The sequence below is a fragment of the Shimia isoporae genome (assembly GCF_004346865.1).
In the GTDB taxonomy this organism is placed as follows: Bacteria; Pseudomonadota; Alphaproteobacteria; order Rhodobacterales; family Rhodobacteraceae; genus Shimia; species Shimia isoporae.
In genome coordinates this window covers 556,203-569,735 of record NZ_SMGR01000002.1, presented here as the reverse complement: position 1 = coordinate 569,735, position 13,533 = coordinate 556,203, and the positions used below count along the sequence as shown (strand labels likewise).

Sequence of the window (13,533 nt, the reverse complement as noted above, 5' to 3'; positions counted from 1 at the left end):
CGGAATTTGAGGACAAAAAAATGAATGAAGTGAATGAAGTGCCGGTACCGGACGGCTTTTTCCGGACACATCGCTGGTCGATCCTGCTTGGTGTGCTGGCTGCCCTAATCCTGATGGACGGGTTCGACGATCGCGTGGAAATTGCCGATCAGGTTGCGCTTTGGGGGCTGAGCTTTCTGTTTCTGGGCGTGGTGGGGGCCACCGAACGCAACACGGCATTGCGCCTTGTGATGGCGGTCCCTGTGATTGCCTGGTTTATTTTGATTTCGATGAGCGAGTTTCTCGACGTGAAAGTTGACGGAAGTCTTTCGGGTCTGGCTGCTATTTTGCTGTTTGGGTCGATGATCATCAGTTTCCGGCAATTGTTCACGCCAGTGCATTCCGAATATGAGCGACTGTCGAGCGGCATATTCGGCTACCTTTTGATGGCGATGCTTTGGGGGCTGATCTATTGGCGGATCGAGATCATGAACCCGGGAAGCTTTAACTTGCCGGAGGATGTAGGCTCTCAGCGCGCGCCGTTTGTCTATTTCTCGATGATCACAATGACGACGGTGGGCTATGGGGAAATAACCCCTGCGGCGAGCCTGCCGCGCATTCTGACAGGAATGCAGGCGATTGTCGGCACCATGTTCGTCGCGATCTTCATCGGGCGGATCGTCGGACGACTGAAGTGAGTGCCGTCACAGGTCAGATCAGTTGGGTCTATACAAAGAAGCTTGCGCCCTGCGTGTCTTTTTATCGGGATGCACTGGGCCTTGATGTGGTGCGCGATGCCGGAACGGCCATGATTTTCGCAACCGGTGACGGCGCGCGGATCGGAGTCTGCGAAGTGTTCGCGGACCGCGTGGTGGAACCGAAAGGCGGCATGATCACCCTGTTGGTTGACGGGGAGGCCTCTGTGGATACCTGGTTTGCAAGGCTTGAGGCGGCTGGCGTGGTGGCGCAGGGCCCACCGGAAAAAATGGAACGGTTCGGGATTTACTCTTTCTTTGTGCAGGATCCGAACGGGTATCTGATCGAAGTTCAGTGCTTTCTTTGAAACGTCGGTTTTGAATTTCAGAAAAAGCGCCAATCCGGTTTAGGGTTGGTGTGGCAATTGCGGACTGCGTTTCTGATTCCTGATGTGGTGCGCGATGGCGGTCCTATTTGCCTGTCGACGTCTTTTGCGGGGCGCAGCAGGGTTTATGTTTTTGACCAAGAACAGTTGCAAATCAGCAAGGTGATAAACCATGAGCATTCGTGAAACCAAAGGGCGTGGCCAGCGCTATGACAGTATTCTGGAAACCGTAGGCGACACGCCGGTGGTCCGTATCAACCGGATTGCGCCGGAGCATGTGAACGTCTTTGTGAAATTCGAGGCATTCAACCCCGCAGGGTCGGTGAAGGACCGTTTGGCGCTGAATATCATCGAGGCTGCCGAACGTGACGGGCGGTTAAAACCCGGCCAAACCGTTGTCGAGGCGACATCCGGCAATACGGGCATCGGGCTGGCAATGGTTTGTGCCGCGAAAGGGTATCCGCTGGTGATTACCATGTCGGAGGCCTTTTCCGTGGAGCGTCGCCGTCTGATGCGCTTCCTTGGCGCGAAGGTGGTTCTGACCCCCAAAGGGCAAAAAGGATTTGGCATGTATACCAAGGCCAAGGAGTTAGCTGAGGCCAACGGATGGTTCCTTGCGAGTCAGTTCGAGACCGCAGACAACGCGGATATCCACCAGGCCACCACCGCCCGCGAAATTCTGGCGGATTTTGAGGGCGAAACGTTGGACTACTTTGTCAGCGGGTATGGCACGGGCGGCACGGTGAGCGGCGTTGGTCGCGTACTGCGCAAGGAAAGCCCTGACACCAAAATTATCCTGAGCGAACCCGCGAATGCCGCGCTTATCGGTTCCGGCTACGTGAACACCCGCAATGACGACCATCAAGCAACCGAAAGCCATCCGAACTTTGAGCCGCACCCGATTCAGGGCTGGACGCCGGATTTCATTCCATGGGTTCTGCAGGAAGCGCTGGATCAGGGGTTCTATGACGAATTGCTCACGGTTCCGGGGGCTGACGGGATTGCCTGGTCGCGCCGCCTTGCAGCAGAAGAGGGCATTTTCACCGGCATCTCCGCAGGGGCGACCTTTGCGACAGCGATGCAAGTGGCGGAAAAAGCGCCGAAAGGCAGCAACATCCTCGTGATGCTTCCAGACACCGGCGAGCGCTATCTGTCGACACCTTTGTTTGATGGCATTGGTGAAGAGATGGATGACGCGGAATTGGAAATCTCGCGGTCTACGCCCAGCGCGCAACTGTGATGCCAATGCGTCGGCCCGGATCAGACTGACAGGTCCCGGGCCGCGCCTTTCCATCCGGTCGGAAAACACGCTTCGCAGCACAGGTTGTTCCAAACAAAAAGGGCCGCCCGAAGCGACCCTTTCCGTAAATCAGTGATCGACGCGATCAGCCGTTTACGCTGTCTTTCAGCGCTTTGGCGATGGTCATTTTCACAACCTTGTCTGCGTCTTTCTTGATCTGCTCGCCGGTGGCAGGGTTGCGCACCATGCGCTCGGGGCGCTCACGGCAGTAGATTTTGCCAACGCCGGGCAGGGTCACTGCGCCACCTGCGGAAACTTCGCGGGTGATCAGGGCGCAAACTGCTTCCAGTGCTGCGCCGGCGGATTTCTTGTCCGAACCCATTTCTTCGGCCAGAGCGGCAACGAGTTGGGTCTTGGTCATCGGTTTTGCCATTTCAGGTCTCCATTGGTCTGCCCGAGTATTGGGCCTCGTGTCCGGCATTTAACGGGATATGGTAGGCGAACACAATAAATTGTGTGCCCAAAAACCCCTAAAAAGTGGGGTTTTTGGCAAGTTTCCGCAGGGTCAGAGGAATGCGGTCTCGTCAAAAGAGCGCAATTTCCGCGAATGGAGCCGTTCCAGCGGCATTTCTCGCAGGGTCTCCATGGCCCGAATACCAATCATCAGATGGCGGGCTACCTGCGTTTTATAGAAGTCCGAGGCCATGCCTGGAAGCTTCAATTCGCCATGAAGCGGCTTGTCGCTGACACAGAGGAGCGTGCCGTAGGGAACGCGGAACCGATACCCGTTTGCCGCGATCGTGGCACTTTCCATATCCAGTGCAATGGCGCGGGATTGAGACAGGCGCTGCACCGGTCCGGTGTGTTCGCGCAGTTCCCAATTGCGGTTGTCGATCGTGGCCACGGTACCGGTACGCATCACGCGTTTCAGGTCGTACCCCTTAAGCTTGGTGACTTCTGCAACTGCGTCTTCCATCGCCACCTGTACCTCGGCCAGCGCCGGTATCGGAACCCAGATGGGAAGATCGTCGTCCAGAACGTGATCTTCGCGCAGATAGGCGTGTGCCAGAACAAAATCGCCAAGCGATTGCGAATTCCGCAGGCCGGCACAGTGGCCTACCATGATCCAGGCATGAGGCCGCAGCACGGCGATGTGGTCTGTTGCGGTTTTTGCATTGGACGGTCCGACGCCGATATTGACCAACGTGATGCCTGAGCCATCAGCCCGTTTGAGGTGGTAAGTCGGCATCTGGGGCTGCTTGTCCACCGGTGCGATGGCGGTTTCGGCATCGGTGATCTCGACATTGCCGGTGCTGACAAAGCTGGTGTAGCCGGATTTCGGATCGGCCAGCATGGCGCGGGCGTAGGCTTCGAACTCGGTCACGTAGAACTGGTAGTTCGTAAAGAGCACGTGATTCTGGAAGTGTTCCGGATCAGTGGCCGTATAGTGACTGAGGCGCGCGAGAGAATAATCAATGCGCTGTGCAGTGAACGGTGCGAGAGGTTCGACGCCGTCTGCGGATTTGTACATGCCGTTGACGATGTCGTCGTTGGTGGTCGATAGATCCGGCACATCAAAGATGTCACGCAGGGTGAATTCCGCGGCGCCATCCTGTGGCACGGTCATGTCGCTTTGCGCGGCCACTGCGAAGTGCACGGGAATCGGCGTATCGGAAACACCTATGGTCACCGGAACGCCGTGGTTCTCCAGCAGTAAGCCGATTTGTTGTTGCAGGTAGTTTCTGAAGAGATCCGGTCGCGTGATTGTTGCCGAATGCACTCCCGGTTCGGACACGTGCCCGTAGCTCAGGCGGCTGTCCACTTGCGCGAACGACGTCGTGGAAATGCGGATTTCGGGATAGTAGGCGCGAATGCGGTGGCCATCCGGTCCCTTGCGCAGGGCGCGGCTGAACTGGTCGCACAAATAAGTGGTGCCGATCCGGTAAAGCTCTTCGAGCCGGTCCACGGCGGCGGCGGCGTCTGTAAATGCTTCCGGCCCTGGGACGGCAGGGGAGTGCACGGGGATTTGTTGTGGAGTCATTCGGCAGCCTTAATCACATCAGTCATTTCGAAACGGGTCACATCCACAAGGCCGAGGTCAGAAATCCGAAGTTCGGGGATCACCACCAGCGCCAACAGCGAGTGCTGCATATAAGCGTTGTTGAGCGTGCATCCGCAAGCCTCCATCGCCTGCACCATGTTTTCGGCTTTGGCCGCGACCTCTGTCGCCGGGGCGTCTGACATCAGACCCGCAATCGGCAACTCGACCAGCGCGATCTCCTCGCCGTCCTTGAAAACGGTGACACCACCGCCAACGTCCCCAAGCCGGTTGGCAGCCTTGGCCATCATCTCGCGGTCGGTCCCGACCACGATCATGTGGTGGCTGTCGTGAGCCACTGTCGAGGCCATGGCCATGCGTCCCTTGTAGCCGAAGCCCGACACAAACCCATTCACCACACCGCCGGTCGCCCGGTGACGCTCGACCAGCGCGATTTGGGCCACATCAGTCTCTATGTCCCCACAAGCGACACCGTTTTCGACCCTGAGATCCGCCGTAAGCGCCTTGGTTGGAGCCTGGTTTTCAATCACACCAATCACATTGGCCGTGACATTGGTGGCCCCTTCAGGGGCGCGGACTTCAAAATCTGCAGCGGTACGCGCGCGGCCCATATTCACCGTCTGGCGCGCGCTGTCGGGCCAGTCATAGTGGGGACACTCAACGAGTACCTCACCATCCTGTGCAACGGTCCGGCCTCGGGCAACGACGTGCTCGATCGGCAGGGTTTTTAGGTCCGACGTCAGGATCACATCGGCGCGGCGGCCGGGAGCAATCGAGCCGAGATCCCGCTCGAGGCCGAAGTGCGAGGCAGTGTTGATGGTCGCCATTTGCAGCGCCACGACAGGATCGCAACCACAGTCGATGGCATGACGTACCACGCGGTTCATATGCCCGTCGTTGACCAGCGTGCCCGAATGACAATCATCGGTGCACAAAATGAAGTTGCGCGGATCCAGCCCCTTTTCGGTGATCGCGGTGATTTGGGTTTCCACGTCATACCAGGCCGACCCGAGGCGCATCATCATGCGCATTCCCTGACGCACCCTGGCGATGGCGTCGGCTTCGCAGGTGCCTTCGTGGTCGTCTGCCGGACCGCCCGCAGCATAGGCATGGAACGGGATGCCAAGGTCAGGGCTGGCATAATGCCCGCCAACCGTTTTGCCCGCGTTTTGCGTTGCTGCGATCTCTGCCAACATCTGCTGACTGCCGTTGATCACACCGGGAAAGTTCATCATCTCGCCCAGCCCGATGATTCCGGGCCATTGCATTGCCGCGCTCACGTCGTCAGGTCCGATTTCATAACCGGTGGTCTCAAGGCCGGGTGCCGACGGGGCACAGGACGGCATCTGTGTGAAGATATTGATCGGCTGCAACAACGCCTCGTCGTGCATCATCCGAACCCCGTCCAGCCCAAGGACATTGGCAATCTCGTGCGGGTCGGTGAACATAGTGGTTGTGCCGTGACCGATCACCGCGCGGGCGAACTCCGCCGGAGTCAGCATACCGGACTCAATGTGCATGTGCCCGTCGCACAGTCCGGGAATCATGTAGCGACCTTCCGCCTCGATGATTTCGGTATCGGGGCCAGTGCAATGGCCGGCATCCGGTCCGACATAGGCGATGCGGCCGGCTACGACGGCAATGTCGTGGTTGTCTAGAATTTCGCGGGTGTGGACGTTGACCCAACGCCCCTTGCGGATCACGAGGTCTGCGGGCGCGCGTCCGGCAGCCACTGCGACCAGTTGTGGGGCCACGTCGGCCCAGCTCTGAAAATGCTTATGTTCCATGGCCCAAGGTGCCATGCGTTTTGGCGAGGTTCAACCACGGCTTCGATGAAGCTTTTGCAAAAACAGTTTCAATGGAGCTTTGAAACTGACCTCGATTGCCCGACCCGCCGGCCTGTCACCATTTATGACTTCTTTCTGGTTTCAAATACCCGAAGGCTCAGCGCAGCTGAGCCCGGCCCAACATCTGGCAGATGCCGTCAGGCATCGAAGATGGCGGGAGCGCCTCCGCGCCAAATGCGACGTCGCAAAGAGGATAGACCGGAGCCTGCGGCCGGTGGTGATCTGGGGCTGACAGCAGAAGGAACGGGATCATGAGTGTCACAGAGTTGCGGCCCAATATGGAGCACTGGCAGGAACGCGTGGATATGGCGGCAGCGTTTCGCTGGGCCGAGCGGCTCAACTGGCACGAAGGTGTGGCCAATCATTTCAGTCTCGCAGTCAACGAAGTCGGCACGCAGTTCCTCATGAACCGCAATCAAGTGCATTTCTCGCGCATCAAGGCCAGCGATCTGTTGCTGCTTGATGCCAATGACCCCGAAACCTTGTCGGGACCGGATGCGCCGGATCCGACAGCATGGGGTCTGCACGGGGGGATTCACCGCCATTGCCCGCATGCGCGATGCGTAATGCATGTGCATTCGATTTTCGCCACCGTGCTGGCGAGCCTTGCCGACAGCAACCTACCGCCGATCGATCAGAACTGTGCGACGTTTTACAACCGGTATGTGATTGATGACGGGTATGGCGGTTTGGCGTTTGAGGATGAAGGCGAGCGCTGTGCGGGATTGCTGACCGATCCCAAAAAGAAGGTCATGATTATGGGCAATCACGGCGTTTTGGTGATTGGCGACAGCGTCGCGGATACGTTCAACCGACTGTATTACTTCGAGCGCGCCGCAGAAACCTACATACGGGCCCTGCAAACCGGACAGCCGTTGCGGGTTCTGCCGGATGACATCGCCGAAAAAACTGCCCGAGAGCTTGAGGAATATCCGGAACAGGATGTGCGCCATCTGGCGGAGCTGAAGGCCATTCTGGACGACGAAGGATCCAATTATGCCAGCTAGGCCTGCTGGAACCTGATCCCGGGAGGTTTGCGTATTGCCACATGATTTCGTCAATGACCCCGAAGCCGAGCGCTGGCATTACCGGCCTGCGGAGCCGGTCGGATTGAACCCGCTGTTTTCCTGGCCGCCGCGCCCGGTCGCGGTCCTGCGTTGGTATCGCGGCGCGTGGCTGATGCTGACGGCTCTTACGATTCCGTTTCTGGTGGCTGTGCTGATCTGGGCATTTGTGTTGCCTCCGCTTGATCAGATGCAGATGTTTCATTGGCGCTGGGTCGGAACCGTCTGGCTCATGAATGTGGTGCCGCAGACCTTGGTTGCGGGCGGGCTGCACTGGTGGCTTTACATGCGCAAGGGTCAAGGCATGCGCAAGAAGTTCGACAAGCGCGACCTGACTCGAAAGAACGGGACTTTCACCTTCAACAATCAGGTTTTGGACAACATTTGGTGGACGCTGGGCAGTGCAATGACGGTGGCGACCGTATACCAGTGTCTGATTTTCTGGGTGATGGCCAACGGTTGGGTGCCGGTGATCACTTTTGCCGAAACGCCGGTATTTTTTGTTGCTTGGCTGGCGCTCATCCCGATGTGGTCGGGACTACACTTTTACTGGGTCCATCGGCTTGAACACCATCCGAAACTCTACAAACACGTGCATGCCGTACACCATCGCAACGTCAATGTTGGTCCGTGGTCCGGAATTTCGAACCACTGGTATGAGAACTTGCTTTATTTCACGACGTATTTCGTGCATCTGATCGTGCCTTCCGGCACGCTTCACCTGATGTTTCATGTCTATTTTCAGCAGCTCAGCCCGGTATTTTCCCATTGTGGGTTCGAGAAGCTGATCGCCAAAGATGCGGAGTTTGCCAAATCGGGCGACTTTTTCCACCAACTGCATCACCGGTATTTCGAGTGCAACTACGGCACGTCCGAAATTCCGTTCGACAAGTGGTTCGGGACCTTTCATGACGGCTCGGCGGAAGGCACCGCGCGGACACGTGCGCACAAGAAGCAAATGTATACAAAATAGAGACTAACCCTGCCGGATTCGGCTCGGCGTGGTTCCGAAAGCTGTCTTGAAAGCCCGCGTCATTGCGGCGGGATCCATGTAGCCAGAGCGCAAGGCGATTTCGGCGATCGAGAGATCCGTGTCCGAAATCAGTTTGCGGGCAAGTGTCAGGCGTTGACGGCGGTAGACGGTCGTCGGCGAGGCACCAAGTTCGGCCTTCATCCGTGCATCAAGGGTTTTCTGGGTAACGCCGGCGCGGCGTGCAATTTCCGGGATGGGAAGCGGGTTTTCAACATGTTCCTGCATCACGGCCAGCGCGCGGTTTACGATGCGACCCGCTGGCGTGGCACCGCCGGAGTGGGAGCGGGCGCTGTCGCGGGTCATGAATAGTTGGGCGACCTCTAGCGCGAGGGCTTGGCCTTGGGTTTGCCCGATTAGATGCAGAACCAGATCAAACGCTGCCATGGCACCGGAGCAGGTCAGGCGGTCTTTATCGATGACAAAACGCTCCCGCACGGCTTCTACATCAGGGAAGCGTTCGGCAAAGTTGGTGAGTTCTTCCCAGTGGATCGTTGCCTTGTGTCCGTCGAGCAACCCTGCCTCCGCAAAGAGCCAGCTGCCGGTGTCCATCGCGCAGAGGGTTGGAAAGCGGGATGCTGCGGCGCGCAGCGCGGCCTGGGTTCTCCAGCCGGCGTGGTCGCGAAAACCGTACGAAGGCATAACGACCAGCATGTCGCCGCGGGCGGCATCCAGCCGGTCATGCGGAGCAACGGGCAGGCCGGAGGAACTTTGGACCGCCGAGGCATCCAACGATAGAAACGACCAGTCATACAGGGTTTTGCCCGATAACATGTTGGCAGCGCGCATGGGCTCAACTGTGTTGGCAAGGCAGTGGTTTGAGAAACCCTCAAATAGAAGCACGCCAATGTGCTGCGGTGCGGCGGAGGTTTTTTCCCAATTCTGCATGCTAGAGGGATAATTCTGCATGATATTGGCGGTCAAGTGCGGTGAGCTTTGTGTAGCTGAAACTTGGAGCGCGCTATGCAGTTTGCCCTGACCGAAGAGCAGGCCATGATCGTGGAAACCACACGGGCCTTTGTCGAAAACGAACTCTATCCGCATGAGGCGGAAATCGAGCGCACCGGCCGCCTTGATATGGATGTGATCCGCGAGGTGCAAAAAAAGGCGATGGACGCCGGGCTCTATGCTGCCAACATGCCCGAAGAGGTCGGCGGGGCCGGTCTCGATACTTTGACATGGCTGATGTACGAGAAAGAACTGGGGCGCGCCAACTACGCACTGCATTGGACGGGTGTTGCGCGACCGTCCAACATACTGATGGCAGGCACTCCAGAGCAGCGTGAGAAATACCTTGTGCCCTGTATGAAGGGTGAGAAGTGGGATTGCCTGGCGATGACCGAGCCGGACGCGGGGTCCGATTTGCGCGGCATGAAAGCGACCGCCCGCAGAGATGGGGGTGATTGGGTACTGAACGGCACCAAGCACTTCATCAGCCATGCGGATATTGCGGACTTTGCAATCTGTTTCATGGCAACGGGCGTGGAAGACACGCCACGGGGCCCCAAGAAGAAGATCACGGCGTTTTTTGTGGACAAAGGTACGCCCGGTTTCGAGGTGCGGGACGGATACGAGAACGTAAGTCACCGTGGCTACACCAACGCCGTACTGGAGTTTGACGACTGTCGCCTGCCTGACTCCGCGGTTCTTGGCGAGGTCGACAAAGGCTTTCAGGTTGCCAACGAGTGGCTGGGTGCCACACGGCTTCAGGTGGCGGCGACGTGTTTGGGGCGCGCGGAACGAGCGATGGATCACGCGCTGTCTTATGCGGCGGAACGCAAGCAGTTCGGGCAGCAGATTGGCAAGTTTCAGGGTGTCAGCTTCAAACTTGCGGACATGGCGCTCGAGCTGAAAGCGGCAAACCTGCTGACATGGGAAGCGGGTTGGAAATTTGATCAGGGCACTGTGACCGAAGCGGATATGGCGATGGCGAAACTGAAGGCGACCGAAATGCTTGCTTTCGTCGCCGACGAAGCGATCCAGATCCATGGCGGGATGGGTCTGATGAATGAATTGCCTCTGGAGCGAATCTGGCGGGACGCGCGGGTCGAGCGCATCTGGGAAGGCACCAGCGAAATCCAGCGTCACATCATCAGTCGCGAAATGCTGCGGCCGCTTGGCGCCTGATGAGGGGCGTTGCGTCCTGCACCGTCGCGCGGCACAAGTGGGGCGAAACCCCATTGGAGGCGCGAAATGAAACCGGCGGTGACGATCAGCTATTGTGTCGGGTGCAACTGGCTGTTGCGTGCCGGATGGATGGCGCAGGAATTGCTACAAACCTTCGGCGACGCGTTGCATGGCGTGACGATAGCGCCGGCGGAGGTGCCAGGCACCTATCGGATCGAAGTAGATGGCAAGACCATCTGGGATCGCAAACGCGACGGCGGTTTTCCGGAGACCAAAGAGATCAAGAAGCGACTGCGCCACGTGATCGATCCGGAACGGGATTTGGGACACCTCGACCGGTAAATCGTCGCGGCTCTTGCAACGGTCAATCTTGGGTAACCGACGCTGCGTGGCGGGTCGAGGTTGTCGGTATCGATGCGAACCTAATGGACCAAAACCCCCAGCACCTACGGTCAGAATCCATGGAGACATCCGGAATATGACGCGTGATCTTTCGAGACTAATACAGCCCAAATCGGTTGCGGTGATTGGTGGCGGCGCCTGGTGCGGTGAAGTTGTTCGTCAGATGGAAAAGATGGGTTTCACCGGTGCGATCTGGCCAGTGCACCCCAAGGCGTCAGACGTCGGCGGCCATCCAGCGTTTTCAACAATTGAGGATTTGCCCGCCGCGCCAGATGCCGCTTTCGTGGGTATCAACCGGCATGCGACAATAGAGGCCGTGGCCGCATTGTCCGAGGTCGGTGCAGGCGGCGCGGTGTGCTTTGCTTCGGGCTTTTCGGAAGCCGCTGCCGAAGATGCCTCGGGGGATGATTTGCAGGCGCATTTGGTTGCGGCTGCGGGAGACATGCCCATCCTTGGGCCTAATTGTTATGGCGTGATCAATGCGCTGGATGGCGCCGTTTTGTGGCCGGATCAGCACGGATGTGCGCCGGTCGACAGAGGGGTAGCGATCCTGACTCAAAGCTCAAATATCGCGATCAACCTGACCAACCAGCAGCGCGGTGTGCCGATCGCATATGTTGCGACGTGCGGAAACATGGCGCAGCTGAGTCAGGCAGAGATTGCGGGCGCGTTCCTGGATGATCCGAGGGTGACGGCAATCGGATTGCACATCGAAGGATTCACAGACCTTAGGGCGTGGGAGACCCTGGCGGCGAAAGCGTTTGAGAAAGGGGTTCCTGTTGTGGCCCTTAAGGTAGGCGCGAGCGATGAGGCTCAGGCGGCGACAGTCAGCCACACTGCGTCGCTCGCGGGGAGCGATGCAGGGGCCGAGGCCTTGATAGAGCGGCTGGGCTTCGCTCGGGTCAGGGATTTGACCGTTTTTCTGGAAGCTTTGAAGCTGTTGCACATGGTGGGGCCGCTCGAGGCGCCAACGGTTTCTTCGATCAGTTGTTCCGGTGGCGAGGCAAGTCTGATGGCCGATACGGCGCTGGGCACCGGGCTGACGTTTCCAAAGTTGACCGGACCGCAAAAGGACGCGCTTGGCAACGTTCTTGGGCCAATGGTCGCTTTGGCCAATCCGTTGGACTATCACACCTACATTTGGCGGGATGAGAACGCGATGGCTCAGGCCTGGGGCGCTATGATGGCGGATCACATCGGCCTGACATTTTCCGTAGTGGACTACCCACCTGAAAACCGAGAGGACTGGGACTGCGCGACGCGGGCCGCGATAATGGCCAGAGCCGCGACAGGCAGGCCAATGGCCGTGGTTGCGAGCCTTCCGGAGTTGATGCCCACAGATACCGCGATTGAACTGGTCGCCGGGGGAGTCGTGCCGATGTACGGGCTGCGTGAGGCCGTTGAGGCAGCGGCGGCAACCGCGCGGATTACCGCGCCAGATGCGCTGGCACTGGCGTTGCCCGCGCCTGCGCAAGAGACGATGGTCCTCGACGAAGGAGAGGCCAAATCGGCTCTGGCCGAGCATGGGATGGACGTGCCAAAATCAGTCTCTATTAAAGCCAAAAACGGACTTTCTGAAGCCGCCAGAGACCTTCAGGCTCCCTTGGTTCTCAAGGGGCGTGGCATTGCCCACAAAACCGAAGCCGGTGCTGTCAAACTCCATCTTTCGCATGAAGTGCTGGACGCCGCCGCCACATCAATGCCGACCGAAACGTTCCTTGTAGAAGAAATGATAGACCGCGGAGTTGCCGAGCTACTGGTCGGAATAACGCGCGACCCTGCACATGGCTTTGTGCTTACGATCGCCGCAGGTGGCGTATTGACAGAACTGTTGGAAGATCGCGTCTCCCTGCTGGTTCCGGTATCCAGAAATCAGGTAAAACAGTCACTAACAAGGCTCAAAACTCACAAAATTCTTTCCGGCTATCGTGGCGCCGGCGCAGCCGATTTGGAGGCTGTTCTCGACGCAATCGAGGCGCTCCAGGCCTATGTGCTTGCCAATTTGGACAGCATTGAAGAGGCTGAGATCAATCCCCTGATTTGTACGCCAGAGCGTGCTGTGGCGGCGGATGCTTTGATTAGAAGGGCCTTGTGATGCGAACGATTGGCGCGGTTATTTTTGACGGTTTCGAAATGCTGGACTATTTCGGTCCTCTCGAGATGTTCTCGATGTTTCGGGACCAGTTCGAGGTCAAAGCCGTGGGCGAAACCGGAAGGTCTGCGAAATCCTCCGGCGGACCTTCGGTGGTGCCGGATGCGACTTTTGCAGATGGAACGGCTTACGACATTTTGCTTGTGCCGGGTGGCAAGGGCACGCGGGTCGAGGTGGACAATGGCGCGATGCTGGACTGGCTGCGTGCGGCCAGTGCAGAGGCGCAAGTTGTCACGAGTGTGTGCACGGGATCCGCTCTATTGGCGCGTGCTGGTCTTTTGGACGGGCGGGCGGCAACCACCAATAAACTTGCTTTTGATTGGGTCTGCGAGATCAGCAAAACCGAGACCGTGGATTGGCGGCGGAGCGCACGGTGGGTGAAGGACGGAAAATTCTACACGAGTTCGGGCGTATCTGCGGGCACTGACATGAGCCTGCAGGTGATTGCGGACTTGTTGGGCGACGATGCAGCTAAGCAAGCGGCCGTTTGGGCCGAATACGAAGCAAACAGAGACGCGAACAATGATCCGTTCGCGGTCGGGGAAGGATGAT

13 protein-coding genes are annotated in these 13,533 nt (G+C 58.3%); 9 read left to right on the top strand and 4 right to left on the bottom strand.

The genetic code is table 11. From position 1 onward, the window contains the following. Positions 1-20: 20 nt before the first annotated feature. From BXY66_RS14230 to cysK, 3 genes are all read left to right on the top strand, one after another. Complete coding sequence (locus tag BXY66_RS14230; protein ID WP_165929190.1) at positions 21-677, top strand: potassium channel family protein; 657 nt, start codon at positions 21-23, stop codon at positions 675-677. Beyond that, the gene (locus BXY66_RS14225) at positions 674-1,042 is read left to right on the top strand and encodes a VOC family protein (protein WP_132861010.1); all 369 of its coding nucleotides are present in this window, start codon (positions 674-676) and stop codon (positions 1,040-1,042) included. Before BXY66_RS14230 ends, BXY66_RS14225 begins: the two co-directional genes overlap by 4 nt. 190 nt (positions 1,043-1,232) lie before the next feature. Continuing rightward, positions 1,233-2,300 carry a cysteine synthase A gene (gene cysK / locus BXY66_RS14220; protein ID WP_132861008.1) on the top strand — a complete coding sequence of 356 codons (1,068 nt, stop codon included), beginning with the start codon at positions 1,233-1,235 and terminating at the stop codon, positions 2,298-2,300. Positions 2,301-2,445: 145 nt separating this feature from the next. On the opposite strand, the gene BXY66_RS14215 is transcribed toward cysK, so the two are convergent. From BXY66_RS14215 to ade, 3 genes are all read right to left on the bottom strand, one after another. Continuing rightward, positions 2,446-2,733, bottom strand: coding sequence for an HU family DNA-binding protein (locus BXY66_RS14215; protein ID WP_132861006.1), 288 nt, complete (start codon positions 2,731-2,733; stop codon positions 2,446-2,448). Positions 2,734-2,865: 132 nt separating this feature from the next. After that, positions 2,866-4,341, bottom strand: a complete 1,476-nt coding sequence (locus BXY66_RS14210; protein ID WP_132861004.1) for an AMP nucleosidase — start codon at positions 4,339-4,341, stop codon at positions 2,866-2,868. Continuing rightward, positions 4,338-6,146: an adenine deaminase gene (ade, locus tag BXY66_RS14205; RefSeq protein WP_132861003.1), complete on the bottom strand. Its 1,809-nt coding sequence runs from the start codon at positions 6,144-6,146 to the stop codon at positions 4,338-4,340. Before ade ends, BXY66_RS14210 begins: the two co-directional genes overlap by 4 nt. 311 nt (positions 6,147-6,457) lie before the next feature. Between ade and BXY66_RS14200 the strand changes: the two genes are divergently transcribed. Both BXY66_RS14200 and BXY66_RS14195 read left to right on the top strand, forming a co-directional pair. After that, positions 6,458-7,213, top strand: a complete 756-nt coding sequence (locus tag BXY66_RS14200; protein ID WP_132861001.1) for a class II aldolase and adducin N-terminal domain-containing protein — start codon at positions 6,458-6,460, stop codon at positions 7,211-7,213. Between the two features lie 34 nt (positions 7,214-7,247). Continuing rightward, positions 7,248-8,243 carry a sterol desaturase family protein gene (locus tag BXY66_RS14195; protein WP_132860999.1) on the top strand — a complete coding sequence of 332 codons (996 nt, stop codon included), beginning with the start codon at positions 7,248-7,250 and terminating at the stop codon, positions 8,241-8,243. A gap of 3 nt (positions 8,244-8,246) precedes the next feature. On the opposite strand, the gene BXY66_RS14190 is transcribed toward BXY66_RS14195, so the two are convergent. Next, positions 8,247-9,209, bottom strand: coding sequence for a GlxA family transcriptional regulator (locus BXY66_RS14190; RefSeq protein ID WP_243694391.1), 963 nt, complete (start codon positions 9,207-9,209; stop codon positions 8,247-8,249). A gap of 54 nt (positions 9,210-9,263) precedes the next feature. Here BXY66_RS14190 and BXY66_RS14185 point away from each other — a divergent pair, with 54 nt between their 5' ends. The 4 genes from BXY66_RS14185 to BXY66_RS14170 all read left to right on the top strand — a co-directional run bounded on the left by BXY66_RS14185 (position 9,264) and on the right by BXY66_RS14170 (position 13,532). Further along, positions 9,264-10,427, top strand: a complete 1,164-nt coding sequence (locus BXY66_RS14185) for an acyl-CoA dehydrogenase family protein (RefSeq protein ID WP_132860996.1) — start codon at positions 9,264-9,266, stop codon at positions 10,425-10,427. A 66-nt stretch (positions 10,428-10,493) separates the two neighbouring features. Then, complete coding sequence (locus BXY66_RS14180) at positions 10,494-10,769, top strand: Rdx family protein (protein ID WP_132860994.1); 276 nt, start codon at positions 10,494-10,496, stop codon at positions 10,767-10,769. A gap of 136 nt (positions 10,770-10,905) precedes the next feature. Further along, entirely contained in the window at positions 10,906-12,924 is a 2,019-nt protein-coding gene (locus tag BXY66_RS14175; RefSeq protein ID WP_132860992.1) for an acetate--CoA ligase family protein, read from the top strand. Continuing rightward, positions 12,924-13,532 (top strand): DJ-1/PfpI family protein, encoded by a 609-nt coding sequence (locus tag BXY66_RS14170; protein ID WP_132860991.1) that lies wholly within the window; start codon positions 12,924-12,926, stop codon positions 13,530-13,532. The genes BXY66_RS14175 and BXY66_RS14170 overlap by 1 nt, the downstream gene beginning before the upstream one ends. Position 13,533: the final 1 nt, after the last annotated feature.

Coding starts and splice junctions, on each gene's coding strand:
- BXY66_RS14230 (WP_165929190.1), top strand. CDS start 21: ATGAATGAAGTGAATGAAGTGCCGGTACCGGACGGCTTTTTCCGGACA.
- cysK (WP_132861008.1), top strand. CDS start 1,233: ATGAGCATTCGTGAAACCAAAGGGCGTGGCCAGCGCTATGACAGTATT.
- BXY66_RS14215 (WP_132861006.1), bottom strand. CDS start 2,733: ATGGCAAAACCGATGACCAAGACCCAACTCGTTGCCGCTCTGGCCGAA.
- BXY66_RS14210 (WP_132861004.1), bottom strand. CDS start 4,341: ATGACTCCACAACAAATCCCCGTGCACTCCCCTGCCGTCCCAGGGCCG.
- ade (WP_132861003.1), bottom strand. CDS start 6,146: ATGGAACATAAGCATTTTCAGAGCTGGGCCGACGTGGCCCCACAACTG.
- BXY66_RS14200 (WP_132861001.1), top strand. CDS start 6,458: ATGAGTGTCACAGAGTTGCGGCCCAATATGGAGCACTGGCAGGAACGC.
- BXY66_RS14190 (WP_243694391.1), bottom strand. CDS start 9,209: ATGCAGAATTATCCCTCTAGCATGCAGAATTGGGAAAAAACCTCCGCC.
- BXY66_RS14185 (WP_132860996.1), top strand. CDS start 9,264: ATGCAGTTTGCCCTGACCGAAGAGCAGGCCATGATCGTGGAAACCACA.
- BXY66_RS14180 (WP_132860994.1), top strand. CDS start 10,494: ATGAAACCGGCGGTGACGATCAGCTATTGTGTCGGGTGCAACTGGCTG.
- BXY66_RS14175 (WP_132860992.1), top strand. CDS start 10,906: ATGACGCGTGATCTTTCGAGACTAATACAGCCCAAATCGGTTGCGGTG.
- BXY66_RS14170 (WP_132860991.1), top strand. CDS start 12,924: ATGCGAACGATTGGCGCGGTTATTTTTGACGGTTTCGAAATGCTGGAC.